General features: G+C 74.7%; 25 protein-coding genes. 9 read left to right on the top strand and 16 right to left on the bottom strand.

The genetic code is table 11. The features are described 5' to 3' along the window. Positions 1-2: 2 nt before the first annotated feature. Together KDL28_RS16930 and KDL28_RS16925 are read right to left on the bottom strand one after the other, a co-directional pair. Positions 3-1,988 carry a putative bifunctional diguanylate cyclase/phosphodiesterase gene (locus KDL28_RS16930; RefSeq protein WP_252439715.1) on the bottom strand — a complete coding sequence of 662 codons (1,986 nt, stop codon included), beginning with the start codon at positions 1,986-1,988 and terminating at the stop codon, positions 3-5. Next, on the bottom strand, positions 1,985-2,596 hold the full coding sequence (locus KDL28_RS16925) for a putative pterin-binding protein (RefSeq protein WP_252439713.1): 612 nt from the start codon (positions 2,594-2,596) through the stop codon (positions 1,985-1,987). The genes KDL28_RS16930 and KDL28_RS16925 overlap by 4 nt, the downstream gene beginning before the upstream one ends. A 166-nt stretch (positions 2,597-2,762) precedes the next feature. Between KDL28_RS16925 and KDL28_RS16920 the strand changes: the two genes are divergently transcribed. The 5 genes from KDL28_RS16920 to galK all read left to right on the top strand — a co-directional run bounded on the left by KDL28_RS16920 (position 2,763) and on the right by galK (position 9,481). Continuing rightward, a complete protein-coding gene (locus KDL28_RS16920) occupies positions 2,763-4,121 on the top strand; it encodes an amidohydrolase family protein (RefSeq protein WP_252439711.1) in 1,359 nt (452 codons plus the stop codon). Between the two features lie 166 nt (positions 4,122-4,287). Continuing rightward, entirely contained in the window at positions 4,288-6,279 is a 1,992-nt protein-coding gene (locus KDL28_RS16915; protein ID WP_252439709.1) for a beta-galactosidase, read from the top strand. Further along, the gene (locus KDL28_RS16910; protein ID WP_252439707.1) at positions 6,280-7,047 is read left to right on the top strand and encodes a DeoR/GlpR family DNA-binding transcription regulator; all 768 of its coding nucleotides are present in this window, start codon (positions 6,280-6,282) and stop codon (positions 7,045-7,047) included. Beyond that, positions 7,044-8,183 carry a galactose-1-phosphate uridylyltransferase gene (gene galT, locus KDL28_RS16905; protein ID WP_252439705.1) on the top strand — a complete coding sequence of 380 codons (1,140 nt, stop codon included), beginning with the start codon at positions 7,044-7,046 and terminating at the stop codon, positions 8,181-8,183. The genes KDL28_RS16910 and galT overlap by 4 nt, the downstream gene beginning before the upstream one ends. Then, positions 8,180-9,481, top strand: coding sequence for a galactokinase (gene galK / locus KDL28_RS16900; RefSeq protein ID WP_252439703.1), 1,302 nt, complete (start codon positions 8,180-8,182; stop codon positions 9,479-9,481). Before galT ends, galK begins: the two co-directional genes overlap by 4 nt. Here galK and KDL28_RS16895 read toward each other — a convergent pair. The 10 genes from KDL28_RS16895 to KDL28_RS16850 form a co-directional block, all read right to left on the bottom strand. Then, on the bottom strand, positions 9,399-9,668 hold the full coding sequence (locus KDL28_RS16895; protein ID WP_252439701.1) for a YciI family protein: 270 nt from the start codon (positions 9,666-9,668) through the stop codon (positions 9,399-9,401). The two genes, galK and KDL28_RS16895, sit on opposite strands and share 83 nt — an antisense overlap. Further along, positions 9,665-10,213, bottom strand: coding sequence for an SRPBCC domain-containing protein (locus KDL28_RS16890; RefSeq protein ID WP_252439699.1), 549 nt, complete (start codon positions 10,211-10,213; stop codon positions 9,665-9,667). Before KDL28_RS16890 ends, KDL28_RS16895 begins: the two co-directional genes overlap by 4 nt. Before the next feature lie 30 nt (positions 10,214-10,243). Then, positions 10,244-10,633: an ArsR/SmtB family transcription factor gene (locus KDL28_RS16885; RefSeq protein WP_252439697.1), complete on the bottom strand. Its 390-nt coding sequence runs from the start codon at positions 10,631-10,633 to the stop codon at positions 10,244-10,246. 4 nt (positions 10,634-10,637) lie between these two features. Beyond that, positions 10,638-10,994, bottom strand: coding sequence for a VOC family protein (locus tag KDL28_RS16880; RefSeq protein ID WP_252439695.1), 357 nt, complete (start codon positions 10,992-10,994; stop codon positions 10,638-10,640). A gap of 91 nt (positions 10,995-11,085) precedes the next feature. Continuing rightward, positions 11,086-11,844 (bottom strand): SDR family NAD(P)-dependent oxidoreductase, encoded by a 759-nt coding sequence (locus KDL28_RS16875; protein ID WP_252439693.1) that lies wholly within the window; start codon positions 11,842-11,844, stop codon positions 11,086-11,088. A 53-nt stretch (positions 11,845-11,897) separates the two neighbouring features. Continuing rightward, positions 11,898-12,908, bottom strand: a complete 1,011-nt coding sequence (ppk2, locus tag KDL28_RS16870; RefSeq protein ID WP_372496994.1) for a polyphosphate kinase 2 — start codon at positions 12,906-12,908, stop codon at positions 11,898-11,900. A 193-nt stretch (positions 12,909-13,101) separates the two neighbouring features. Further along, entirely contained in the window at positions 13,102-14,571 is a 1,470-nt protein-coding gene (locus tag KDL28_RS16865) for an ATP-binding protein (RefSeq protein WP_252439691.1), read from the bottom strand. Between the two features lies 1 nt (position 14,572). Then, positions 14,573-16,231, bottom strand: a complete 1,659-nt coding sequence (locus tag KDL28_RS16860; RefSeq protein ID WP_252439689.1) for an FAD-dependent oxidoreductase — start codon at positions 16,229-16,231, stop codon at positions 14,573-14,575. Positions 16,232-16,384: 153 nt separating this feature from the next. Beyond that, positions 16,385-17,125 carry an SDR family NAD(P)-dependent oxidoreductase gene (locus KDL28_RS16855; protein ID WP_252439687.1) on the bottom strand — a complete coding sequence of 247 codons (741 nt, stop codon included), beginning with the start codon at positions 17,123-17,125 and terminating at the stop codon, positions 16,385-16,387. Positions 17,126-17,127: 2 nt separating this feature from the next. Beyond that, a complete protein-coding gene (locus tag KDL28_RS16850) occupies positions 17,128-17,622 on the bottom strand; it encodes a tetratricopeptide repeat protein (protein WP_252439685.1) in 495 nt (164 codons plus the stop codon). 163 nt (positions 17,623-17,785) lie between these two features. Between KDL28_RS16850 and KDL28_RS16845 the strand changes: the two genes are divergently transcribed. After that, on the top strand, positions 17,786-17,971 hold the full coding sequence (locus KDL28_RS16845) for a hypothetical protein (RefSeq protein WP_252439683.1): 186 nt from the start codon (positions 17,786-17,788) through the stop codon (positions 17,969-17,971). A gap of 834 nt (positions 17,972-18,805) precedes the next feature. Here the strand turns inward: KDL28_RS16845 and KDL28_RS16840 are convergent. Genes KDL28_RS16840 through dnaG form a run of 3 tightly spaced genes read right to left on the bottom strand, consistent with a single transcriptional unit; the run spans position 18,806 to position 22,027 of the window. Further along, positions 18,806-19,579 carry a trans-aconitate 2-methyltransferase gene (locus KDL28_RS16840; RefSeq protein WP_252439681.1) on the bottom strand — a complete coding sequence of 258 codons (774 nt, stop codon included), beginning with the start codon at positions 19,577-19,579 and terminating at the stop codon, positions 18,806-18,808. Positions 19,580-19,611: 32 nt separating this feature from the next. Next, a complete protein-coding gene (locus KDL28_RS16835; protein ID WP_252439679.1) occupies positions 19,612-20,157 on the bottom strand; it encodes a hypothetical protein in 546 nt (181 codons plus the stop codon). A gap of 13 nt (positions 20,158-20,170) precedes the next feature. Further along, complete coding sequence (gene dnaG, locus KDL28_RS16830) at positions 20,171-22,027, bottom strand: DNA primase (protein WP_252439677.1); 1,857 nt, start codon at positions 22,025-22,027, stop codon at positions 20,171-20,173. Positions 22,028-22,399: 372 nt separating this feature from the next. Here dnaG and KDL28_RS16825 point away from each other — a divergent pair, with 372 nt between their 5' ends. Together KDL28_RS16825 and sigJ are read left to right on the top strand one after the other, a co-directional pair. Then, complete coding sequence (locus KDL28_RS16825) at positions 22,400-23,158, top strand: HNH endonuclease family protein (RefSeq protein WP_252439675.1); 759 nt, start codon at positions 22,400-22,402, stop codon at positions 23,156-23,158. Positions 23,159-23,258: 100 nt separating this feature from the next. Beyond that, positions 23,259-24,140, top strand: coding sequence for an RNA polymerase sigma factor SigJ (sigJ, locus tag KDL28_RS16820; protein WP_252439673.1), 882 nt, complete (start codon positions 23,259-23,261; stop codon positions 24,138-24,140). Here sigJ and KDL28_RS16815 read toward each other — a convergent pair. Next, the gene (locus KDL28_RS16815; protein ID WP_252439671.1) at positions 24,106-24,741 is read right to left on the bottom strand and encodes a TetR/AcrR family transcriptional regulator; all 636 of its coding nucleotides are present in this window, start codon (positions 24,739-24,741) and stop codon (positions 24,106-24,108) included. The two genes, sigJ and KDL28_RS16815, sit on opposite strands and share 35 nt — an antisense overlap. A gap of 58 nt (positions 24,742-24,799) precedes the next feature. Here KDL28_RS16815 and KDL28_RS16810 point away from each other — a divergent pair, with 58 nt between their 5' ends. Then, entirely contained in the window at positions 24,800-25,093 is a 294-nt protein-coding gene (locus KDL28_RS16810; protein ID WP_252439669.1) for a cupin domain-containing protein, read from the top strand. Positions 25,094-25,176 lie beyond the last annotated feature (83 nt).

Below are 25,176 nucleotides of genomic sequence, written 5' to 3'. Positions count from 1 at the left end.
GGTCAGCCGCGGGCGGTGCCCGCGCCCTGGCCCGCGGTGCGCGGGGCGGACCAGCCGGCCAGGTAGGCCGGGACGTCCACCGGGGCCAGGGGGCGGGAGAAGTGGAAGCCCTGGGCGGCGTCGCAGGCGGCCTCGCGGGCGCGGGCGAGGTGGTCGGAGGTCTCCACCCCCTCGACGACGACCAGCAGCCCGAGGGTGCGGCCGAGCTCGGCCACCGCCTTGACCAGCGAACCGTCGCGGGTGGTGACGAAGTCGAGCAGCGTCCGGTCGATCTTGAGCAGGTCGGCGGGCAGCCGCATCAGGCACGACAGCGACGAGTAGCCCGCGCCGAAGTCGTCGACCGCGATCCGCACCCCGGACGCGCGCAGCCCGGAGATCTCGGCGGCCACCCGGTCGGAGTCCTCCAGCGCGGCGCTCTCGGTGATCTCCAGGACCAGCGCGCCCGCCGGGAGGCCGCTGTCGGCCAGCGCCTCCTCGACGTCGGCGGTCAGCCGGCCGGAGAGCACCTGCTGCATCGACACGTTGACCGCGACCGACAGCTCGCCGTGGCCGGGCAGCGCGCGCCAGCCCCGGGTCTCGCGGCACGCCGAGCGCAGCACGGCGCGACCGATGTCGGCGATGGTGCCGGTCTCCTCGGCGACGGCGATGAACTCCTCGGCGGGCACCTGCCGGCGGCCGTCGGGGCGCCAGCGGGCCAGCGCCTCCAGCGTGGTGGGGCGCAGCGTCTGCAGGTCGATGATCGGCTGGAAGTGGGCCTCGATCTGCCCGAGCTCGACGGCCTCGGCGAGCTCCTGCTGCATGCTGGTGCGCCGCGACGCCCTGGTCCGCATGTCCGGGTCGAACTCCGCGACCCGGCCCTTGCCGGTGTTCTTGGCCGCGTACATGGCGATGTCGGCGTCGCGGATGAGGTCCTCGGCGGAGGCCCCGGCACGGCCGCGGGTGACGCCGACGCTGGCGCTCACCCGCACGTCCCGCCCCGCCACCCGGTACGAGCGGTGCAGCACGTCCACGACGCGCTGGCCGACCACCTGCCCGTGACCGGGCGGGGTGGGCGAAGGCGCCCCGGACGGCGAGCGGGCCAGGCTGAGCACCGCGAACTCGTCGCCGCCCAGGCGCGCCGCGGTGTCGCCGTCGCGCACGCAGCCGGCCAGCCGCTGCGCCGCGATCCGCAGCAGCTCGTCGCCCGCCGGGTGGCCGAGGGTGTCGTTGACGTCCTTGAACCCGTCCAGGTCGACCAGCAGCACCGAGACGGCGTCCGGGTTGGCCTCCAGGGCGGCGCGCAGCCTGCGGATCAGCAGGGCGCGGTTGGGCAGGTCGGTCAGCGAGTCGTGGTGGGCCTGGTGGTAGAGCTGGTCGTTGGCCACGGCCAGTGCGCTGCGGCCGCGCCGGTTCACCGCCAGGACCGCGGTCCCGCTCAGCGCCAGCAGCAGGCCGACCAGCACCGCCGAGCTCACCTGGCCGTTCTGCGCGGCGTCGAGCGAGGCCGCGGTGGTCGCGTAGAACCCCTGCTCCTGGTCGACGTACAGCCCGTGCAGGCGCTTCTCCGACTGCGACGCCATCGCGACGGCCAGCGGACGCAGCGGTTCGTACGTGCCCTCGGGCGTGATCAGCCGGTCCCACGGGAACCGTTGCAGCGCCGCCTTGACCTCGGTCAGCTCCACGGCCTCGATCGAGCCCTGCGGGTAGGAGGCGATGGCCACGTTGATGTGGCGGAACAGCAGGCCGCGCTGGACGTCGATGGCGCGCGCGTCGCGCGTCTGGTCGTGGGCGGTGACCGCCAGCACCAGCTGCAGCGCCTCGCGCTGGGTGTTCGACAGGGTCAGCGAGCGCGACTGGGTGGCCTGCACGAGCGCGTTGACCTGGCTGAGCCGCACCGCGTTCATCCCGACGAACGCCGCCGTCGCCACGATCGCCAGCGTGAGCACCGCGGCGAACGCGCGCAGCGGCCAACTCGCGCGGTGCCGCGGGGAGGGCTCCGGGCTGGTCATCTCACGTCGATCGTCGAGAGGCTCCAGATCCACTGGTCCGCGCTGGCCCCGGCCGGCACGCCGGCGGCGAACACGATCCGGGTCGGGCCACCGTCCTCGAGGGGGATGGGCGCGCCCCCGCCGCTGCGCGTCGCCAGCAGCACCCCGCCCGCCCGCACGTCGGCGACCGCCAGGTCGACCTGGTAGTCGTCGAGCGCGGTGAGGTGCAAGGTACTCGCCTGCGGGTCGGCCCGGGCGACGTCCAGCAGGTCGGAGAGCCAGACCCCCTCGAAGTTCAGCGTCTGCTTGACCCACGGCTCGTACACCGTCACCCGGACCCGCCCCAGCAGGTCGAGCGTCGGCGGGTCGAAGGCCAGCACGCTGCCGTCGTTGGTGGTGCCGATGCGCCCGAGCATCCTCAGCACGGCCGGTTCCGCGGGGGCCGGGACGGGCTGACCGGGCGCCAGCACCGGGGGGGCCAGCACCGCCGGGGCCGGGTCGACCGCGTCGGCCACGGGCCCGGTGGGCACCGGGGCGCTGGTGGCGCAAGCGCTCACGGCGCACAGGGCGACCAGTACCGCGACGACGTGGGCGCGGCCGAGCCGGCGGGGAGCACTTGCCTGGCCCATGGCACCGTCCTCGTGTCGGTCGTGCGGCCGTCGGCACTCCGCCCGACGGACAATGATCGCGTACCGAGCGGTCGGGCTTGATTACACGATGGGGGCGAGGTGCCCGTCGCGGGGGTCGCACCCCGAACCCGCGTGTCGCGCCCGACGCGCCGCTACGCTAGCGCCGATGGACCACGCCCAGCCCGCGGACGTCCTCATCCGCGCCCGGCACGTGCTCACCTGCGGTCCCGGCGGCGACCTGCGCGACGGCGCGGTGCTCGTGCGGGGCGGGCGGATCGCCGGGGTGGACGCCTTCGAGCGGCTGCGGGCGGCGGCGCCGGACGTCGAGGTCGTCGGCGACGGCACCGGCATCCTGGTGCCCGGGTTCGTCAGCTGCCACGGCCACTTCTCCGAGGGCCTGGTGTCCGGGATCGGCGAGGCGCACACCCTGTGGGAGTGGTTCGCGCACGTCGTCGGCCCGCTGGAGGCGCACCTGACACGCGAGGTCGCGCTGGTCGGGACGCTGCTGCGGGGCGCGGAGATGGCGCTGTCGGGGGTGACGACGGTGGCCGACATGTTCTGCGCCGCCCCGGGCGCCGAGCCGGTCACCCCCGGGGTCGTCGACGGGCTGGAGCGGCTCGGGCTGCGCGGCGACGTCAGCTACGGCGCCGCCGACACCCCCGGCCCGCGCCCGCTGGGCCCGCTGCTGGCCGAGCACGAGGCCCTGGCCGATGCGGCGGCGGCGTCGCGGCGCAGCCGGTTCCGGGTCGGGCTGGCCACGGTGCCCGAGTCGTCCGACGAGCTGGTGGCGGCCACCGCGCGGCTGGTGGCCGACACCGGCCGGCTGCACGTCCACCTGCACGAGGTCCGCGAGGAGGTGACCCAGTGCCGGGTCACCCGCGGCGCCGCGGCCATCGCCTTCGCCGAGCGCGCCGGGCTGCTGGACGGCCAGACGCTGGCCGCGCACTGCGTCTGGCTCGACGACGCCGACATCGCGGTGCTGCGCAGGCGCGACGTCGCCGTCGCGCACAACCCGGTGTCGAACATGATCCTGGCGTCGGGGGTGTGCCCGGTGCCCCGGCTGCGCCGCGAGGGCCTCACCGTCGGCCTCGGCCTGGACGGGCCGGCCAGCAACGACAGCCAGGACATGCTGGAGACGATGAAGACCGCGGCCCTCCTGCAGAAGGTGCACCACCTGCAGGCCACCGCGATCACCGCCCGCGACGTCGTGCACATGGCCACGATCGGCGGCGCCACCGCGCTGGGGATGGCCGACGAGATCGGCAGCCTGGAACCCGGCAAGGCGGCCGACCTGGTCTGGCTGCCCGAGCACAGCCCGTCGCTGGCCGCCATCCACGACCCGTACCAGAAGCTGGTCTACTGCGCGTCGGTGCGCGACGTGGCCCGGGTCTGGGTCGACGGCGAGCCCGTCGTGGCCGACGGCCGGGTCCTCGGCGTGGACGTCCCCGACCTGCTCCCCCGCGCCCACGAGCTGGCCGTGCGGCTGGCCGTCGACGCCGGCCTCGACTCGGAGTTGGCGCGGTAGCGCGGCCGGGCGCCGTACCGCTCAGCCGTCCTGGTGTTGGGTGTTGTTGGCGTCCGGCCGAACCCCTGTTGGAACGTGTTGACTCCAACAGCCCCGCTCCCGCATCGTGCATGCTGCCGGTGCCCGTGATCTTCCGCGGGCCGCGGTGCCGACCGAGGGGTGAGACGTGTTCGAGTTCCCGTTCCCGGGGATCGCGATGGGCTGCGACTACAACCCGGAGCAGTGGTCGCCCGAGGTGTGGCGCGAGGACGTGGCGCTGATGCGCGAGGCCGGCCTCGGCTTCGTCACGCTCGGGGTGTTCTCCTGGGCGCTGCTCGAGCCCGAGCCGGGGCGCTTCGACTTCGGCTGGTTCGACGAGGTGCTCGGGCTGCTGCACGAGGGCGGCATCGCGGTCGACATGGCCACGGCCACCGCCGCGCCGCCGCCCTGGCTGACCACCGCGCACCCGGAGGTCCTGCCCGTCGACGCCGACGGCCGGACGCTGTGGCCGGGCAGCCGCCAGTCGTGGTGCCCGAGCTCGCCGGTGTTCCGCGAGCACGCGCTGCGCCTGGTCGCGGAGATGGCGCGGCGCTACGGCGGGCACCCGGCCGTCCGGCTCTGGCACGTCAGCAACGAGCTCGGCTGCCACAACGGCCGCTGCTGGTGCGACGTGAGCGCGGCGGCGTTCCGCGACTGGCTGACCAAGCGCTACGGCGACGTCGACGAGCTGAACCGGGCGTGGGGCACCGCGTTCTGGTCGCAGCACTACACGTCGTTCGAGCAGGTGCTGCCGCCGCGGGTCACCCCGGCCGTGCCCAACCCGACCCAGCAGCTCGACTTCGCCCGGTTCAGCTCCGACGCGCTGCTGGACTACCACCGCGCCGAGCGCGACGTCCTGCGCGAGCTGAGCCCGACCGTCCCGGTGACCACCAACTTCATGGTCAGCACCCACCAGAGCGAGCAGGACTACTTCCGCTGGGCGCCCGACCAGGACGTCGTCTCCCAGGACCACTACCTCGACCACCGGCTGGCCGACCCGCGCGCCGAGCAGGCCTTCACCGACGACCTCACCCGCGGGGTCGCGGGCGGGCGGGCGTGGCTGCTGATGGAGTCGGCGACCTCCGCGGTGAACTGGCAGCCGGTCAACGTGGCCAAGCGCCCCGGTGAGCTGCTGCTCGACTCGCTGCGCCACGTCGCCCGGGGCGCGGACGCCGTCGGGTTCTTCCAGTGGCGGGCCTCGCGGGCCGGTGCCGAGAAGTACCACTCCGCGCTGGTCCCGCACGCCGGACCGGACTCCGAGCGCTTCCGGGAGGTCGCGGCGCTGGGCGCGGCGCTGGCCGTGCTCGGGGAGGTGGCCGGCAGCCCGGTGCGGGCCGACGTGGCCGTGCTGTTCGACTGGGACGCCTGGTGGGCCTGCGACCTCGACTCGCACCCCAGCGCGGAGCTGCGCTACCCCGACGCCGCGCACCGCTGGCACCGCGCCCTGACCGGGCTCGGCGCGACCGTCGACGTCGTGCACCCGGAGTCGGACCTGTCCGGCTACCGGCTGGTCGTCGTGCCGACGCTCTACCTGTGCTCGGACGCGGCGGCGGCCGGGCTGGCGGCGTACGTCGAGGGCGGCGGGCACGCGCTGGTGACCTACTTCTCCGGGATCGTCGACGGCCACGACCACGTCCGCCTCGGCGGCTACCCCGGCGCCTTCCGCGACCTGCTCGGCGTGCGCGTCGAGGAGTTCGCGCCGCTGCTGCCCGGCGCGACCGTGACCCTGGACGACGGCAGCCGCGCCGACCTGTGGGCCGAGGTCGTCACCGCGCCCGACGCCGAGGTCGTCTCCCGGTTCGCCGACGGACCGCGCCCCGGCGGCCCTGCCCTCACCCGGCGGGCGGTCGGCGGGGGCGTGGCCTGGTACCTCGCGACGCGCCCCGACGAGGCCGCCACGACCGCGCTGGCCGACCGGATCGCCCGCGAGGCGGGCGCGGCCCGCTTCGAGCCGCCCGCGCCGGGCGTCGAGGTGGTGCGCCGCGGGCGGTACGTGTTCGTGCTCAACCCCACCGACGAGCCCGTGACCGTGTTCACCCGGGGGGTCGACCTGCTGGCCGGTGACCTGCCGGTGGCCGGGTCCGCAGGTACGGTCACGGTCGCCGCGCGCGACGCCGCGGTGATCCGGGAGGAGGAGTAGATGCTGGCGCGCCAGCGGCAGGAGCTCATCCTCGACGAAGTCCGCACCACCGGCGGCGTGCGGGTCTCGGAGCTGGTGGAGCGCCTCGGCGTGTCGGACATGACGATCCGCCGCGACATCGAGGCGCTGGCCGGGCGGGGCCTGGTCACCCGCGTGCACGGCGGGGCGACGGCCGCGCGCAGCAGCGTCGACGAGCCGGGCTTCGCGGCCAAGGCGGTGCTGCACACCGCGGCCAAGCAGGCAATCGCCGCGGCCGCCGCCGCGCTCGTCGAGCCCGGCGCCTCGGTCGCGCTCTCGGCGGGCACGACAACGCACGCCGTGGCGTCGGCGCTGCTGGGCATCCCCCGGCTCACCATCGTGACGAACTCGCTGCGGGTGGCCGAGGTGCTGCACGACGGCGGCCGCGAGGACCACACCGTCGTGCTCATCGGGGGCGAGCGCACGCCGTCCGACGCGCTGGTCGGGCCGGTCGCGGTGGGCGCGCTGCGCCGCCTGCACGTCGACTGGCTGCTGATGGGCGTGCACGGGATGGACGCCGAGGCCGGGTTCACGACACCGAACCTGGCCGAGGCCGAGACCAACCGGGCGCTGGTGGCCAGCGCCCGCAGGGTGGCCGTGGTGGCCGACAACTCGAAGTGGGGGGTGGTTGGCCTGAGCACGATCGCGATGCTGGGCGAGGTCGACGTGGTGGTCACCGACACCGGGCTCGACGTGGAGGCGCGCAACGCGCTGGAGGGCAGCTGCGAACGGCTGGTGCTCGCGGCATGACGCGCACCCCCGCCCGGATGGCCGACGGCCGCGAGCTGTTCTACTTCGACGACCCCGCCACCGCCGAGAGCATCGGCGAGCGCGTGCCGCCCGCGGACACGCGCGACCTGCCGACGGTGCAGACCGGCTCCACCATGCGCTACGACGTGCTCACCGGCGAGTGGGTCACGGTCGCCGCGCACCGGATGGACCGCACGTTCCTGCCGCCCGCCGACCACTGCCCGCTGTGCCCGACGCGGCCCGGCCGGGAGCCGTCGGAGATCCCGGCCGCCGAGTACGACGTGGTCGTGTTCGAGAACCGGTTCCCCTCGTTCGCGCGCAGCCCCTCCGTCGAGGTGCCGCCCGAGGTCGACGGCAACCCGCTGTGGCCGCAGCGGCCCGCGGTGGGCCGCTGCGAGGTCGTCTGCTTCACCAGCGACCACGACGCCGCGTTCGCCCACCTGCCGACCGAGCGCGTGCTGACCGTCCTCGACGCGTGGGCCGACCGCACCGCCGAGCTGTCCGCGATGCCCGGGATCGAGCAGGTGTTCCCGTTCGAGAACCGCGGGCTGGAGATCGGGGTGACCCTGCAGCACCCGCACGGGCAGATCTACGCCTACCCGTTCGTCACCCCGCGCACCTCCCAGCTGCTCACGCAGGCGTCCGAGCACCGCAGGCGGACCGGCCGCGACCTGCTGCAGGACGTGCTCGACTCCGAGCGCGCGGCGGGCACCCGCGTCGTGCTCGACGGCACCCGCTGGACGGCGTTCGTCCCGGCCGCCGCCCGCTGGCCCGTCGAGGCCCACCTGGTGCCGCACCGCGCGGTGCCCGACTTCGCCGCCCTCGACGACGAGGAGCGCGCCGAGCTCGCCGAGCTCTACCCCGACCTGCTGCGCAGGCTGGAGCGGTTCTTCGACACCGCGGACGGGCCGGACACGCTCTCGGTCGACCCGCGCCCGCCCTACATCGCCGGCTGGCACCAGGCCCCGGTGCGCACCGGCCGCGACCTCACCCGGCTGCACCTGCAGCTGTTCTCGCTGCGCCGGGCGCCGGGCAAGCTCAAGTACCTTGCCGGGTCGGAATCGGGGGTGGGCGCGTGGATCGTCGACACCACCCCGGAACGGATCGCCCAGCGGCTGCGGGACGCGGCCCGGTGAACGGCTTCGCGTCGGAGTTCGGGCGCGAGCCCGCCGGTCGGTGGGCAGCCCCCGGCCGGGTGAACCTGATCGGCGAGCACGTCGACTACGCCGACGGGCTGTGCCTGCCCTTCGCCATCGCCCAGCGGACCGTGGTCGCCGCCGCCGACCGCGACGACGCCGTCCTGCGGCTGCGCAGCCTGGCCGAGCGCGGCACCGTCGAGATCGACCTCGACGACGTCGGGACCGGCTCCCCCGCGGGCTGGGGCGGCTACGCCGCCGGCGTGCTGTGGGCGCTGCGCGCCGCCGGCCACCCCGTCCGGGGCCTCGACCTGCTGGTGACCGACACCGTCCCGCTCGGGGCCGGGCTGTCGTCGTCGGCGGCGCTGGAGTGCGCCACCGCCCTCGCCGCCGACGACCTGTTCGGCCTCGGCCTGGGCGGCACGCCCGAGGGCCGCAGGCAGCTGGCCGCGGCCTGCGTCCGGGCCGAGAACGAGATCGTCGGCGCCGCCACCGGCGGCATGGACCAGGCCGCGGCCCTGCTGGCCACCGCGGGGCACGCGCTCCTGCTCGACACCCACGACGGCTCCACCCGCCAGGTCCCGTTCGACCCGCAGGACGCGGGCCTGCAGGTGCTGGTGATCGACACCAAGGTCCGCCACCACCTCGCCGACGGCCGGTACGGCAACCGCCGCACCGCCGTGGAGAAGGCGGCCGAGACCCTCGGGCTGCCCAGCCTGCGCGACGCCACCCTCGACCAGCTCGCCGCACTCGACCCCGGGCTCGCCCGCCGCGGCCGGCACATCGTCACCGAGATCGGCCGGGTCCGGGAGGCGGTGGCCCTGCTCGACGCCGGCCTCGTCACCGAGATCGGCCCCCTCCTCGACGCCTCCCACACCTCCCTCGCCGAGGACTACGAGGTCTCCTGCGCCGAGCTCGACCTCGCCTGCGCGACCGCCCGCGCCGCCGGGGCGCTGGGGGCGCGGATGGTCGGCGGCGGCTTCGGCGGCTCGGCGATCGCGCTGGTGCCGGTGGCCCGGGCCGAGGCGGTGGAACGGGCGGTGCGGGCGGCGTTCGAGGCGGACGGCTACCGGGAGCCCGACTTCATCGACGCCGAACCCTCCCCCGCGGCGGCGCGGCTGGCCACGCCCGGCGACAGCACCGTGGTGGGGCTCGTCGCCGCTCGCGAGCCCCACCAGGTTCATGTCGCGGTACCCATCCGTCGGTGGCCGACCGTCAGGGCTGCAGGACCTCGTCCCACTCCCGCACCCGGTGCGCGCCGACGACGCCGTGGCGCAGGAACGGGTCGTCGGCCATGAACTCCTCGGCCGCCTCCCGGGTGGTGAACACCGCCATCGCCCCGACCGGCGCGTCGGAGAACGTCCCCACCAGCAGCATCAGGCCCCGCCGGTGGAACTCGTCGATCCGCTCGCGGTGCGCGGGGTAGTGCTCCTGGGCCAGGCCCACGGCGCCCTCGGCGAGCTCGTAGAACAGGACGTGCTTCACGGTCGCTCCCCTTCCCGGGGGTCGTCGGTCGGGGTCCGCGTCGGGGAGGCCGCCCCGGCGAGTGCGGCGAGGATGGTGGCCCAGCCGCGGTGGAAACCACCCGCGGCGTAGCCGCCGGGCTGCGCGCAGTCCTGGTCGAGCTGCGCGGCGCTGAGCGCCTCCCAGCCGCGGTGCTCGACCGCGACCCTGGTCAGCGCCGGGCCGAGCGCGGTGAAGGTCAGTTCCACCTCGGTCGGCGCCGGGGTGGCCAACCAGCTCATCGCGAAGCGGTGCGGGCGCTGGAACGCCAGCAGCCGCCCCCACTCGCGGACGGTGCCGTCGTCCCATGTCTCGTAGACCCGGCCGTCGACGTGCGGCTCGACGGTGACGTCGCGGACCCGGTCGCCGCCCGCGGAGTACGGCTGCCGGGGCCACCACACGCCGATCTCGCGGACGAAGACCTCGAAGGTGTGCTGGACGTCGGAGCGGACCAGCGTCGACTGGCGCACGGGCGGACGGTGCAGCGTGGTGACGGTCCGGGCCGTCGCGGTTCGGCGGTCGGTCATCGCCCCTCCTCCCGGCCGGGGCGCCCGCGCCTACCCGGCCGAGGCGCTCTGGTCGTCATCGCTGATCCCCCGTTCGGCCTCGACGAGTCTCCTGGCTGTGTCCAGGGAGCCCGCCCACATCTGGTCGAGGAAGCTCTGCAGCCCGACCAGCCCCTCGGGTCGGGCCCGGTAGAGCCGGCGGGTGCCGTCGCGGCGCTCGTGCAGTAGCCCGGCGGACTTGAGCACGCCGAGGTGCTGGCTGACCGCCGTCCGGCTGACCTCGAACTCCTCGGCGATCCGCCCCGCGGGCAGCTCCTCGTGCGCCACCAGGCGCAGGATCGCGCGCCTGCGCGGCTCGGCGAGCGCCTTGAGCGCCTCGTCCGTGGCGTGCTCGGAGCCCGGGTCGGGTGCCGTGCCGGACGGGGGGTCGGTGTCACCCACCGCCTCAGGCCCAGAGCCCGACGCGGTTGCCGTCCGGGTCGGCCAGGATCGCGAACCGGCCGTAGCCGCCGGGCAGGTCGGTCGGCGGGACGAGGCGGGCCCCGCCGAGCGCGGCGGCCCGCTCGAGCGCCGCGTCCAGGTCGGGGACGCGGACGTAGATCGTCGTGCCGGCCTCCCCCGGCTCGTCGACGGGCCCGATGCCCCCGCCGATCGCCCCCTCGCCGGCGCCCGTGTCGACCAGGCCGTAGCCGCCCATCTCCGGATCGGCGTCCACGGTCCAGCCGAACAGCTCGGCGTAGAACTTCTGCGCGCGCTCGTGGTCGGGGCTCAGGACCTCGAAGAACGCCACGGGGTGTGCCATCACTGCCTCCTACGGAGTATCTGTCGGTGAGCGCGAACGTTAGCAGATGCTTCCGTTAGCGTCTACCGACATATACGACACGATCGGCGTCTCACGTGCGCAGGTAGGACGCGCCGTTCACGTCGACGATCGCCCCGGTGATCGACTCGGCTCCCGGCGACGCCAGGAACACCACGACCCGCGCGATCTCCTCCGGGGTGGCCGCCCGCCCCAGCGGGCTCTGCGCGCGCACGGTGTCGCCGTCGGGCCCGTGCAGGTAGGGCGCGGCCATGTCGGTCTCCACGAAGCCCGGAGCCACCGCCGTCACCACGATCCCGTGCGGCGCGAGGGCCTGCGCCATGGACTGGCTGAAGCTGTTCAACCCGGCCTTGCTCGCCCCGTAGGCCGCGTGGCCGGGCTCCCCGCGGAAGGCCCCGCGCGAGGTGATGTTGATGATCCGCCCGCCGCCCGCTGCCACCATGTGCGGCGCGACCGCGTGCACCAGGTTCGCCGGTCCGACGAGGTTGGTGTCCAGCGTCCGCCGCCACACCTGCTGCCAGGCCGGGTACCCGGTCTCCAGTACCGGGTGGGGCTCGTAGACCCCGGCGTTGTTGACCAGCACGTCGATCCGGCCGAAGCGCTGCACCACCTGCGCGACGAGCCCCTGGACCTGATCGGGGTCGGCCACGTCGGCGGGCAGCATGACGTGCTCGCCCGCGGGCAGCGCAGCGAGCAGCGCCTCGGCCGCCGCCCGGTCCCGGCGGTACTGCGCGGCGACCGTCACCCCCGTCGCCGCGAGCTGCTCGGCGACCGCCCGCCCGATCCCGCGGGACGCACCGGTGACGAGCGCTACCGCGCCGGAGTGGACCACCGACCCAGCATCCCGGCCCGGCGTCCCCGGCGCCGCCCGGCGCGCCGGGCGGGTCAGCGGTCGGTGGACAGGGCCGGGTAGCCGCCCTGCTGCTGGTCCTCCTCGAAGATCGACGCAGCCGACCCGACGATCGCCGGATCGGGCTCGCCGACCACCTCGGGGTCCTTGTCGTCGTAGTCGAAGCGGCTGAGCACGAACCGCATGGCCTCCAGGCGGGCCCGCTTCTTGTCGTTGCTCTTGACCACCGTCCACGGCGCGTCGGCGGTGTCGGTGTAGAAGAACATCGCCTCCTTGGCCTCGGTGTACTCGCGCCACCGGTCCATCGACTCGATGTCCATCGGGCTGAGCTTCCAGCGCCGCACCGGGTCGACCCGGCGGATGACGAAGCGGGTGCGCTGCTCGGAGCGCGACACCGAGAACCACAGCTTGACGAGGTGGACCCCGCTGCGCACGAACATGCGCTCCAGCTCCGGGGTCTCCCGCAGGAACTCCATGTACTCGCGCGGCTCGGCGAAGCCCATCACGCGCTCGACGCCCGCGCGGTTGTACCAGCTGCGGTCGAACAGCACGATCTCCCCGGCCGAGGGCAGGTGCGCGATGTAGCGCTGGAAGTACCACTGGGTCGACTCGCGCTCGTTGGGCTTCTCCAGCGTCACCACCCGCACGCCGCGGGGGTTGAGGTGCTCGGTGAACCGCTTGATCGTGCCGCCCTTGCCCGCGGCGTCGCGGCCCTCGAACAGGATGACGATGCGCTGGCCGGTCGACTTGACCCAGTACTGCAGCTTGAGCAGCTCGATCTGCAGCAGCCGCTTGGTGCGTTCGTACTCCTCGCGTGGCAGCCGCTCCTGGTAGGGGTAGCCCTCCCGCCAGGTGTCCACCGGGGAGCCGTCGGGCATCAGCAGGACGGGGTCGCCGTCGTGGTCGTCCTCGATGCGCAGCTCGTCGATCCGGTCGAGCAGGTCGGCCTCACCGGCGGACCGGGACGCGTCCTCGACCGCCTGCTCGCCGCTGCCCTGCTCGTCGGCCCCGTCAGCGGGCCTCTCGTCGACCTCGGGAGTGCTCACGCGCGCGTCCCCGGCGTCGGGTTCGTCCCCATGCCGGGCTGGTACCCGCGCGGACCCGCGACTACGCGCCCGACCTCAGTCCCACCCGGCCACGTCCGCGACCGCGGCCGGGTCCAGCGCGGTCACCGGGTGCTCCCAGACCGTCAGCTGCGCCGCGGCGATCCGGACCAGCTGCTGGGTGACGGCCACCGGGTCAGGACTCGGCGATCGGCAACCGCACCTGGAACCGGGTGTTGCCCGGCTCGGTGACGACCTGGATGTCGCCGTGGTGGCGGGCGACCACCACCCGGTAGCTGACGTCGAGCCCCAGCCCGGTGCCCTTGCCCACCGCCTTGGTGGTGAAGAACGGCTCGAAGATCCGCTGCCGGACGTCCGGCGGGATGCCGGGGCCGGTGTCGCCGATCTCGACCACGACGCAGTCACCGTCGCGCCAGGTCCGCACCGTGAGGGTGCCGGTGGCGCCGGCGGAGTCGTGCATGGCGTCGACGGCGTTGTCGATGATGTTGGTCCACACCTGGTTGAGCTCGGCCGGGTAGGCGGGGACGGGCGGGACCGAGCGGTCGTAGTCCTTGACGATCCCGATGCCGGACTCCTCGCCGAGCTTGCGCCCGAACATCACCAGGGTGGCGTCCAGGCCCTCGTGCACGTCGATGATCCGGTACGGGGCGCGATCCATCTGCGAGTACTGCTTGGCCGCCAGCACCAGGTCGGAGATGCGGGCGGTCGCGTCGGTGATCTCGCGCAGCAGGCTCTCGGTCTCGACCGTGTAGGACAGCCAGCGGATGGCGCCCTCGAAGACGTCCGAGTCCGAGGCCAGCTTCACCGCCTCCAGGTCGGAGACGTCCAGCCCGCCGTTCACGAACACCGGGGCCAGGTCCCAGCCGCCTGCGATGCCCTGGTCGTCGAGCCAGTCGCTGATCTCGTCCTCGCGGTCGGAGGCCTCCAGCGGGCTCAGGTCGGGCGCGTTGCGGACCTTCTTGACGAACTCGTCCTGGGCCATGACCAGCTTCTGCAGCTGCGGACCGGCGATCTTTCCGTCGGCGATCATGCCCAGCTTGTGGCGCATCCCGGCGACCTTGTCGCGCAGCGCGTCGGCGGCGCGCCCGGCAGCGGCGGCCGGGTTGTTGAGCTCGTGGGTGAGGCCCGCCGACAGCTTGCCCAGCGCCAGCAGCCGCTCCCGCTCGGCGACCGCCCGGTGGTTCTTGGTCAGCCCCAGGACCATGCCCTCCAGCAGGTGGCGGGCCATCGGGAACCAGGCGGTGAACGCCGCGGCGAACTCCGGGCGCGGGAGGGCCAGCACGGTCGCGTCGGTGATCGCCCGGACCGTCGCCGCGTACAGCGCCGCCGACTCGTCCTCCAGGTAGAACTGCACCGCCCCGAAGTAGACGCCCCGGTAGTCGGTGCGGGTGGTCTCCACGTTCTCACCGCTGATGTTGCGGCTCATCGCGATCGAACCGCTGAGCAGCACGTGGAAGCAGTCCGCCGGCTCGCCCTCCACGACGATGTCCTCGCCGGCGGGCACGGTGACGACGTCGCCGTTCGCCGAGATCCACGCCAGCTGCTCGTCGTCGAGGCTCTCGAACAGGAACAGCTCGCGCAGCTCGTCCGGCGTCAGGTGGGAGGGGATCTCGGTCGTCTCGGTCGTCTCGGTCGTCTCGGTCATCTCACTGCTCCGACAGGTAACGGTGCACCAGGGTCACGGCCATCGCGCCTTCCCCGACGGCCGAGGCCACCCGCTTGACCGACTCCGCCCGCACGTCGCCCGCCACGAACACGCCGGGCACGCTCGACTCCAGGTGGTAGGGGTCGCGCGGGAGCGTCCAGCCCTGCGGTCGCCGCCCACCCACCACCAGGTCGGGGCCGGTGCGGACGAACCCGCGCTCGTCGCGGGCGACCACACCGTCCAGCCACTCCGTGCGCGGCGCGGCCCCGATGAAGATGAACATCGACGCTGCCTTAACGCCCTCCTGCTCGCCGCTGTTCCGGTCGACCAGCACCAGCCGCTCCAGGTGCCCGTCGCCGCCCGCTTCGACGACCTCGGTGCCGGTGCGCACGGTGATGTTGTCGATCGCGTCCAGCTGCTTGATCAGGTAGGAGGACATCGAGGCCTCCAGGCTGGAGCCGCGCACGAGCACCGTGACGGTGGCGGCGTGCCGGGAGAAGAACACCGCGGCCTGGCCCGCCGAGTTGGCCCCGCCGACGACGTAGACGTCCTGGCCCTTGCAGGCGGGCGCCTCGGTGGCCGCGGAACCGTAGAACACGCCGCGCCCGGTCAGGTCGGAGACGCCGGGGGCCTCCAGCGCGCGGTAGGAGACACCGGTGGCCAGCACGACGGCGTGCGCGGCGATCTCGGTGCCGTCGCCGAACCGGACGACCCGCGCCGACCCGCGCGCCTCCAGCGCGACGACCTCGCGGGTGGTGAGCACCTCGGCCCCGAACTTGGCGGCCTGCCGGCGGGCGCGGTCGGTCAGCTGGGCGCCGGACACGCCGTCCGGGAAGCCCAGGTAGTTCTCGATGCGCGAGCTCTGCCCGGCCTGCCCCCCGGTGGCCTGGCGCTCGACGAGCACCGTGCGCAGCCCCTCCGACGCGCCGTAGACGGCCGAGCCGAGACCGGCCGGGCCGCCGCCGATGACGATCAGGTCGTAGAAGTCGGTGGCGGGGTCGGTGGTCAGCCCGACCGCGGCGGCGATCTCCGCCTCCGTCGGCGCGGTCAGCGCCCTGCCGTCCGGGGTGACCAGCACCGGGACGTCGTCCGGCGAGGCGCCCGCGGCCTCCAGCAGCCGCACGCCCTCCGGGTCGTCCACGGACATGTACCGGTAGGGCACCTGGTTGCGGGCCAGGAAGTCGCGGGCGGCGAAGCACTCCGCCGACCACCGGTGCCCGATCACCCGGATCTCCTCGACCGAGCGCTCCCCGATGGCGCGCCAGGTCTCCACCAGGGCGTCGATCACCGGGTAGAGCTTCTCCTCCGGCGGGTCCCACGGCTTGAGCAGGTAGTGGTCGACGTCCACCACGTTGATGGCCTGGATCGCGGCGTCGGTGTCGGCGTAGGCGGTGAGCAGCGCGCGGCGCGCGTGCGGGGCGACGTCCATCGCCTGCTCGAGGAACTCGATGCCGTTCATGCCCGGCATCCGGTAGTCGGCCAGGATCGCGGCCACCGGCTCCCCGCGCAGCACCAGCTCGCGCAGCGCTTCCAGGGCGTCGGCACCGGACTCGGCGCGCACGACCCGGTAGTCCTGCCCGTAGCGGCGGCGCAGGTCGCGCGCGACCGACCGGCTCACCCCCGGGTCGTCGTCGACGGTCATCAGGACGGGCTTGGACAAGGCGGACTCCCCACGGAACCACGGCTGGCGAGCGGCTGACGGCGACGCCCGGCTACGAAACTACTGCTCGCCCCCGGTCCTCGGCCACGTCCCGACCGTACGCGGCGGCGGGCGCCGACGATCGCGCCGAGCTGCTGCGCTGGGCAGCGGCGCTCAGGACAGCGTGCTGCCCCCGTTCACCGGCAGCCAGGCACCGGTGACGAAGCCGGCGGCGTCGGAGGCCAGGTACGCCACCGCGCCGGCCACGTCGCCCGGCTCGCCCATCCGCCCGAGCGGCACGCCCGCGGCGTAGGCGGCGAGGGCGTCCGGGTCGGCGTCGCGGTGGCGCTCGACGGGGATCCAGCCCGGGGCGACGGTGTTGACCGTGATGCCGAGCGGGCCCAGCTCCTTCGCCCACACCTCGGCCAGCCCGAGCTGGGCGGCCTTGGCCGCGACGTAGGCCGAGTTGCCCAGGGGCAGGCGCCGCACCACGTCGGAGCCGATGTGCACGATCCGACCCCAGCCGGCCGCGCGCATGTCGGGCAGCACCGCGCGCAGCAGCAGGACCGGGCTCTTGACGAAGAAGTCCAGGTGCCGCTCGACGTCCGGCCAGTCCAGGACGTCGGCGGGGACCTTCGGCTGCGGGCCGGTCGCGTTCAGCACCAGGACTCCGACCGGGCCGAGGTCGCGGCGGACGTCGTCCACCATCGCGGCCACCTCGTCGGCGTCGGTGGCGTCGGCGCGGTGGGCCCGGGCCGTGCCACCGGCGGCGGTGATCCGCTCGACGACGCGCCGCGCGGCCTCGGCCGAGCTGGCGTAGTTGACCACCACGGGGTGCCCGGCCGCGGCGAGCCGGACCGCGATCTCCGCGCCCAGCCCCCGGGAGGCGCCCGTCACCAGGGCCGTCGGTCGCACGGTCAGCCCGACCGCAGGTCGGCGGCGTAGGCCGCGAGCGAGCGGGTGTAGCGGGGCAGGTGCGGGGCGAGTGCGCCGAGCGCGAGGCCGGCGGCCTCGCGGGGCCGGCCGGTGTCGACCAGGGCCAGCGCGAGGAACGCGGTGACGGCGTCGTCGAGCTCGTCGGAGCCGCGCTCGCGCTCCGCCGTCAGCAGCTCGACGCTCTCCCGGGCCCGTCCGAGGTTGCGCAGGCTGCTGGCCAGCTGGATCACCGCGCGCCGACGGCGGATCCCGGTCAGGCCGGCGGCGATGGCCTCGCGGTAGAGCGGGGCGGCGTGGTCGGGGCGGCCGGTGGAGTCGTTCGCGCAGGCCCGCTCGAACAGCGCCACCGGGTGGTCGGCCCGGAGGGCGGCGACAGCCTCGTCGATGCGGGCGCGGAAGTCCGCCTCCTCGTGGTCGTCGATGCCCGCCCAGAGCTCGACCAACCGCCGCTCGACGTCCGCCTCGATCCCATCCACCACCCCACCCTTCCAGTACTGCGCGGGGATGAGGCACGGGCCCGGCACCTACGCCCCCCGGTGGCCGGCACCGGCCTCCGAGCGTCGGATGCGCCTCCCGCACCCGGTGCCGCACGCTCGATGGGCGTGCGTGGCGCACGCGCAGTCGATCGAGGGGGAACGCATGAGCAGCGGACGCAGGACGACGGCAGCGGTGCTGGCCGGGCTGGCGATCGCGCTGGGAGTGGCCACGGCCACCCCGGCCGCGGCGGCCGAGCCGACCGGCACCCCGGTCACCGACCGCGAGTACGGCACGGACGGCACCCGGGTCACCGGGACCGACCCGGTGACGTTCGACCGCGACCTGTAGCGAGTCGGGCGCGGGAGGGTCCACGCGGCGGAGGCGGAGGCCGCGGCCTGCCCGAGGAACCCGATGCCGGTGACCCCGGCATCGGGCGTCGGTCAGGACCGCGGCACCCGCCTCGCCGCGCAGGACCCCGAGGACGGCCCGCACGGGCCTGCGGGACGGGGTCAGCCGGCCGTCGGCGAGTCGAACAGGAGGTGCCGGTCTGGAACCACAACGGGTTGGGCGGGTCGACGTACTTGATGGAGACGTCCACGCCGTAGGACCGGTCCGGTACCGGCGGCACCGCTCACCGATGATCGCGAGCCCGGGGCCGGGTTCCGGGATCCGGGGCGTCTCCCAGAGCGTGTCGCAGCCGTGGCACCCCCGGAGAAGTCGTACAGCCGCACCTTGATGCCCGCCGGCTGGTAGGGCTCTGTGTCGGGCCCGAACCGGTGGTAGACCGCCCGGCCGTACCACTGGCGGGCGCCCGGTCCCGTCGACGCACCCCTGCAACTCCGCCACCACCCGCCCGTGCCGGTCGTCGACGTACCCGTCGTTCTCCGGCTCCTCGGTGACCGGCACCTGCACCCACGGCGGGCACTCCTCGGCGGGGGCGGGCGCCGCGGCGGCCGGTCCCGCGCTCGCCCCCGGTCAGGACGACCGAAGTGACCAGCGTGCACAGCAGGGCCGCGAGGGTCGGCAGGATCCGCGACCGGCGTCCGGTCGGCCCGGAGGCGATCGGGGGGAGAGCGCTCTCGGGCGAGTAGCGATGATCTGTCACGCACAACATCAGATCCGCCGGGGTGGCGGAACATGAGGTCCGGCACAGCCCGAACGTCACCGGTGCGTTGCGGGTGGTTACACCCTGGCGACGGCGAAGATCCGGCGGAAGGCGAACCAGGTCGTGCCGTCCGACCGAGCCGGGTACGCCGTCCGCAGACGCGGCGCCAGTTCCGCCCGGAACGCCGCGTACTCGTCGGCGTCCAGCGCATCGCGCACGGGCCGCAGCGCGGTGCTGCTGATCCAGGCCAGCACCGGGTCGTCGCCGCTGAGCCGGTGCTGGTAGGTCGTCTCCCAGGCGTCGACCTCGGCGCCAGTGCGGGCGAGCAGGTCGGCGTACTCGTCGGGCTCGGGCACGGCCCGCTCCCCCCGCAGCCGCACCCGCCCCGCCCACCGCGGCTCCGCCAGCAGCTCGCGGACCAGCGCGTGCGACGGCGCAGCGGAGTTGCCCGGCACCTGCAGCGCGAACCACGCCCCGGACGGCAGCGCGGCCAGCCAGCCGGGCAGCAGCCGCGGGTGCTCGGGCACCCACTGCAGGACCGCGTTGGTGATGACGACGTCGGTGTCCGGGGCGGGCGTCCAGCCGACGACGTCGGCCTGCTCGACCGCGATCCCCCGCTCCCGGGCCGCGGCGACCATCTCGGCCGACGAGTCGAGCGCGGTGACGACCGCGTCCGGCCAGCGGGCCGACAGCAGGCCGGTGAGGTGGCCGGGACCGCAGCCCAGGTCGACGACGCGGCGCGGGGCCGTGGCGCCGATGCGGGCGAGCAGGTCGTGGAAGGGGCGGGAGCGGTGGTCGCCGAAGTCGAGGTAGCGGGTGGGGTCCCAGACCGTGTCATCGGCGGCGTTCACAGTACGAGCGTACGGTTTTACGTTCGGGCCGGTCAATCAGCCGTCGGGCCCAGCCCCGCCAGCGTGCGCGCGACCGCCCCGGCGACCGAGCGGACGGCGTCGAGGTCGGTGCCCGGGTCGGGCCGGACCTGCAGCACCATGCCGTCGCGGCCGGCGATCTTGCGCTGGACGAACCAGGCGCCGCCGCCGGGCAGGTCGCGGTGGTGGCGGGAGCGGATGGAGCCCTCGACGCGGGCGCGCACCACCTCGGGCAGCCTGCCGGGCTGGGCGATCCGCCAGCGGACGGGGGGCCGGTCGGTGAGCAGGACCGCGCCGTCGATCTCCTCGGCCTCGACGGCCTCGACGAGCACGAACGCACCCGACTTCCAGGTCGCCTTGCTGACCATGTGCCAGCCGAGCCTGCGGGCACCGTCGTCGGTGGGCAGCCACAGCCCCACCGAGGTGGCGACGAGGTGGCGGTCGCCGCCCTGCAGCGTCGCCACGCCCAGAACGCGCTCGTCGGGGTCGAGCGCGCCGGCGAAGCCCTCGGGCAGCCCGTCGCGCCCGGCGAGCCTGCGGAACAGGTTCGGGAGCTTCACCCCGGTCCTCCCATCAGCGCAGGGCCTTCTCGCGCAGCGCGATCCGGTACTGCTCCAGCGGCACCAGGTCGCCGAAGATCTGGTGGTAGGTGTCGGCCTCCTCCATCGGGTTGGTCCGCTGCAGCCGCGACTTCAGCTCGGCGACCTGGGCCTCGACCAGCGCCAGCCGCACCCCGGCGATCACGCTGCCGATGTAGCGGGCCTCCTCGACGTTGCGCCGGGGCAGCTCCAGCGGCTCCACGGCCAGCTCGGTGACCAGCCTGCGGGTCTCCTCGTTCGCCTCGGCCTGCACCGCCTCCACCCAGGCGCCGCCGTCGCGCCCGCCGCAGACCCCGCCCGCGGCCTGCACGGCCCGGTGCACCAGGGCGAACGCCGGGTGGGTGAACACCTGCTCGGGCAGCTCGTCGTAGGCGGGACCGGCGACCGCGGGCACCTGCAGGGCCGCCTTCAGGGCCTCGCGCTGCAGGTGCAGGCGCGGGTCGTCCTTCGGGGGTGCGGGCGGGGCCGCCCGGCGCGCGCGCCCGGCCGCGGCGACGTCGCCACCGGCCGACTCGCGCACCCGGCGCACCACCATCGCGATGTCGTCCCAGCTGGTCCAGCCGGCGAGGCGGCGGGCGTACTCGTCGCGCAGGTCCTCGCGGCGGATGCGGGCCACCAGCGGCACCGTCCGCTGCAGCGCGGCGACCCGGCCCTCGGCGGTGTCGAGGTTGTGGTCGCGCAGCATCGAGCGGATCGCGAACTCGAACAGCGGCTCGCGCCGGGCCACCAGGTCGCGCACCGCCGTGTCGCCGTGGCTCTGGCGCAGCTCGCACGGGTCCTGGCCGTCGGGGGCGATCGCCACGAACGTCTGCGCCGCGAACGCCTGGTCGCCGTCGAACGCCTTGAGCGCGGCGGCCTGGCCCGCGGCGTCGCCGTCGAAGGTGTAGATGACCTCGCCGAGGTCGAACGAGTCGTCGCCGATGAGCCTGCGGATCACCGCGACGTGGTCGGCGCCGAACGCCGTGCCGCAGGAGGCGACGGCCGTCGGCACACCGGCCAGGTGCATGGCCATCACGTCGGTGTAGCCCTCGACGACGACCACCTGGCGGCGCTTGGCGATCTCGCGCTTGGCCAGGTCGAGCCCGAACAGCACCTGCGACTTGCGGTAGATCGGCGAGTCGGTGCTGTTGAGGTACTTGGCCTCGATGCCGTCGTCGTCGAAGATCCGCCGGGCGCCGAACCCGACGACCTCGCCGCCGAGGTCGCGGATGGGCCAGAGCAGCCTGCGGTGGAAACGGTCGATCGGGCCCCGACGGCCCTCCTTGGCCAGCCCGGCCTTGATCAGCTCCTCGACCGAGAACCCGGCCGCGAGCAGGTGCTTGGTGAGCACGTCCCAGCCGGCGGGCGCGTAGCCGCAGCCGAAGGTGGCGGCCGCGGCGGAGTCGAAACCGCGGGCGGTGAGGAACTGCACCGCGGGCGCGGCCTCCGGGGTGCGCAGCTGCTCGGCGTAGAACTGGGCGGCGCGCTTGTTGGCGTCCAGCAGCCGGGAGCGGGTGCCCCGGTCGCGCTGCACGGAGCTGCCGCCGCCCTCGTAGGTGAGCCGGAAGCCGACCCGGTCGGCCAGCCGCTCGACGGCCTCGACGAAGCCGATGACCTCGACCTTCTGCACGAAGGCGAACGCGTCGCCGCCCTCCCCGCAGCCGAAGCAGTGGAACGTGCCGTGCGAGGGGCGGACGTTGAACGACGGGGACTTCTCGTCGTGGAAGGGGCACAGCCCCTTGAGCGAGCCGGCGCCCGCCCGGCGCAGGGCCACGTACTCGCCGATCAGCTCGTCGATCCGGGTGCGGTCCCGGACCTCGGCGATGTCGCTGTCCCGGATCCGCCCTGCCACGGGGAGAGTCTATGCCGCGCCGCTCGCCCCCGACCCGCCCTCCGTCACCGGCGGGCGCGCGGGCGCTCGGGCAGCTCCAGCAGCAGCGGGGTCAGGGCCATGACGAGCAGCAGGGCGACGCCGAGGACGGCGCCGACGGCGGTGATGATGTCCATGCCACGACGTTCCCCCCGCGGCCCTGTGCCCGGCCTCAGCCGCAGGTACCGATCCGCCGCGGTCCCTCCACCCTTCGGACGACCCCCGGGCGCGCCTCGCCCGCCCCGCCGCCACCGACCGCGACAATCCGATCATGTTCTGCTGCCCCGCTCCCCCCGTTTCGTTCCCGACCGAGTTGGGAATCCGCTGGTGCTGACCACTCAGAACGGAGCGCCCATGCGGGGCTGGGGACGGGTCCGAGCGGCGCTCGTGGCGTGCGCGCTGGTGGTCACGACGGCGGGCTGCGGCGAGCTGACCGACTTCATCGACACGCTCCCCTCCACCACCACGGGCGCGGGCGGCAGCGGCGCCCCTGCCCCGACCGGTGCGGCCCCGACCGGCGACGCGGCGACCGCGCTGGCCTCGCTCGCGGTCAAGGGGCGCGCCCCGAAGACCGGCTACGACCGCGACCGGTTCGGGTCGCGCTGGGCCGACATCGACCGCAACGGCTGCGACCAGCGCAACGACGTCCTCGCCCGCGACATGCTCGACGAGACCTTCAAGGAGGGCACGCGCGACTGCGTCGTCCTCACCGGCCGGCTCGCCGACCCCTACACCGGCACCGAGATCCCCTTCACCCGCGGCCAGGACACCAGCGATGACGTGCAGATCGACCACGTCGTGGCGCTGTCGGACGCCTGGCAGAAGGGCGCCCAGCAGCTCGACGCCGACACCCGCGCACGGCTGGGCAACGACCCGCTCAACCTGATGGCCACCGACGGTCCCACCAACCAGTCCAAGGGCGACAGCGACGCCGCCACCTGGCTGCCGCCCAACCGCCGGTTCTGGTGCACCTACGTGGCCCGCCAGGTCGCGGTGAAGGCCAAGTACGCGCTGTGGGTGACCGCGGCCGAACGGGACGCCATCGCCGGCGTCCTGGGCACCTGCCCCGGCCAGCCCCTGCCGACCGACCCGCCGCCCGCCGTCACCGGTTGAGGCGCACCGCGCACACCCGCTGGTCACCGTGCACACGTCAGGACCTGTGCACGGTGACGCCGGGGTGTGCGCGGTGCGCCATCGGTACTAGCGTCGAGGGGTGTCGGTCGAGGCCAGCGCTTTCCAGGAGCACCGCGCCCACCTCGTGGCCGTCGGCTACCGGATCACCGGCAGCCTCGCCGACGCCGAGGACGCCGTGCAGGAGGCCTGGCTCCGGCTGGACGGCCTGCGCCCCGACGCCCGCGCCGAGGTGCGCGACCTGCGGGCCTGGCTGACCACCGTCGTCGGCCGGATCTGCCTCGACCGGCTGCGCTCCGCGGCCGTCCGCCGCGAGCGCTACGTCGGCCCCTGGCTGCCCGAGCCGCTGGTCACCACCGGCGACCCGGACGACCCGCTGACCGCCGTCGTGCGCGACGAGGGCGTGCGGATGGCCGCGATGCTCGTGCTGGAGCGGCTCACCCCGGCCCAGCGGGTGGCGTTCGTGCTGCACGAGGCGATGGACACGCCGTTCGCCGCCATCGCCGCCATCCTCGGCTGCACCGAGGCCACCGCCCGCCAGCACGCCTCCCGGGCCCGCCGGGCGGTGGCCGACGCCGACCCGCCACCGCGCGCCACCGCCGCCGAGCACGCCGCGGTGCTTACCGCGTTCGCCGACGCCATGGCCCGGGCCGACCAGGACGCCCTGGTCGCGCTGCTGCACCCCGACGTCGTGCTCCACAACGACAGCGACGGACGCGTCACCGCCGCCCGCCGCCCGGTGGCCGGCCCGGACAAGGTCGCCCGACTGCTGCTGGGCCTGGTCGACCGCTACGGCCGGCACCTGCTCGACTTCCGCCCCGTCGTGGTCAACGGCGAGCCGGGCACCATCGGCCCGGCCGGCCGCTCCGCCATCGCGGTGAACGCCTTCGCCCTGCGCGAGGGCCGCATCATCGGCATCTACGGCGTGCTCAACCCCGAGAAGCTGACCCGGCTGCCGGCGTAGGGCCGCCGATCTGCAGCGCGGCGTGCAGCTGCGCCCGCGCGGTCCACCGGAGCGAGGCGAGGGCCTCGTCGCGGGTCAGGCCGGCCACGTCGACCAGCCAGACGAAGGCTTCGATGCCCGTGGCCGCGCGGATCGCGACGGCCAGCGCCCGCCGGTCGAGGTCGGGGTGGGTGGCGGCCAGCGGCTCCAGGGCCTCGCAGATCCAGCCGATGACGCGGCCGCGGCGCAGCACCGGAGCGGTGGGGTCGGCCCCCGGTTCCAGGGACAGCCGCAGTGAGGCGCGCAGCTGGGCCTCCCAGTCGACCACGATGCGGGTCGCCTCCCGGACCACCAGGTCGAGCCGTTCGCGCGGGTCGGTCGGAGCGCCCCGCGCCGGCAGGAGCGAGGCCCGGTCGATCTCGGGGTGGGCGGCGACGACCAGGGCGCCCTGGTTGGGGAAGTAGCGGTAGGCGGTGGTCCGCGACACCGCCGCGGCCTCGGCGGCCGCCTCGACGGTGGGCGTCACCCCGCGGGCCAGCAGCAGGCGCGCCGCGGTGACGAGGGCCTGGCGGGTGCGCGCCTTCTGGTTGCGCCGGCCGGTCTGCTCGTAGGGCGTTGCCATCAGTCGTCACGGTACTCTACTGTCCTTCATGGTACTTCAGTCCCATGAAGGAGCGGCCATGAGCCTCGACCCCGTCTGCACCGACCCGGACTTCTACTCGGTGGTCTTCGAGAACGACCGGGTCCGGGTGCTCGAGTACCGCGACCGCCCCGGCGACCGGACCGCCGAGCACGCCCACCCGGACATGGTGATCATCCCGCTGAGCACCTTCCGCAGGCGGCTCACCGTGGACGGCCGCACCGTCGAGGTCGACAAGAGCCGGCACGAGGCCGGCTGGGTGCCGGCCCAGACCCACACCGGGGAGAACATCGGCGACACCGAGACGCACTCGCTGTTCGTCGAGCTGAAGTAGGTCCGTCGGACGGTGCCGCGGCGCCGCCCCCGCCCGCCGCCCCCCCCCACCCGGCGCGGACGCCCGCCGCCGCACCCTGCACG

The sequence above is a fragment of the Pseudonocardia humida genome (assembly GCF_023898865.1).
Classification (GTDB): Bacteria; Actinomycetota; Actinomycetes; order Mycobacteriales; family Pseudonocardiaceae; genus Pseudonocardia; species Pseudonocardia humida.
The sequence above is the reverse complement of the archived record's forward strand: the minus strand, read 5'-3'. Positions and strand labels throughout refer to the sequence as shown.

Coding starts and splice junctions, on each gene's coding strand:
- KDL28_RS16930 (WP_252439715.1), bottom strand. CDS start 1,988: ATGACCAGCCCGGAGCCCTCCCCGCGGCACCGCGCGAGTTGGCCGCTG.
- KDL28_RS16925 (WP_252439713.1), bottom strand. CDS start 2,596: ATGGGCCAGGCAAGTGCTCCCCGCCGGCTCGGCCGCGCCCACGTCGTC.
- KDL28_RS16920 (WP_252439711.1), top strand. CDS start 2,763: ATGGACCACGCCCAGCCCGCGGACGTCCTCATCCGCGCCCGGCACGTG.
- KDL28_RS16910 (WP_252439707.1), top strand. CDS start 6,280: ATGCTGGCGCGCCAGCGGCAGGAGCTCATCCTCGACGAAGTCCGCACC.
- galT (WP_252439705.1), top strand. CDS start 7,044: ATGACGCGCACCCCCGCCCGGATGGCCGACGGCCGCGAGCTGTTCTAC.
- KDL28_RS16890 (WP_252439699.1), bottom strand. CDS start 10,213: ATGACCGACCGCCGAACCGCGACGGCCCGGACCGTCACCACGCTGCAC.
- KDL28_RS16880 (WP_252439695.1), bottom strand. CDS start 10,994: ATGGCACACCCCGTGGCGTTCTTCGAGGTCCTGAGCCCCGACCACGAG.
- KDL28_RS16865 (WP_252439691.1), bottom strand. CDS start 14,571: ATGACCGAGACGACCGAGACGACCGAGACGACCGAGATCCCCTCCCAC.
- KDL28_RS16845 (WP_252439683.1), top strand. CDS start 17,786: ATGAGCAGCGGACGCAGGACGACGGCAGCGGTGCTGGCCGGGCTGGCG.
- KDL28_RS16825 (WP_252439675.1), top strand. CDS start 22,400: ATGCGGGGCTGGGGACGGGTCCGAGCGGCGCTCGTGGCGTGCGCGCTG.
- KDL28_RS16815 (WP_252439671.1), bottom strand. CDS start 24,741: ATGGCAACGCCCTACGAGCAGACCGGCCGGCGCAACCAGAAGGCGCGC.
- KDL28_RS16810 (WP_252439669.1), top strand. CDS start 24,800: ATGAGCCTCGACCCCGTCTGCACCGACCCGGACTTCTACTCGGTGGTC.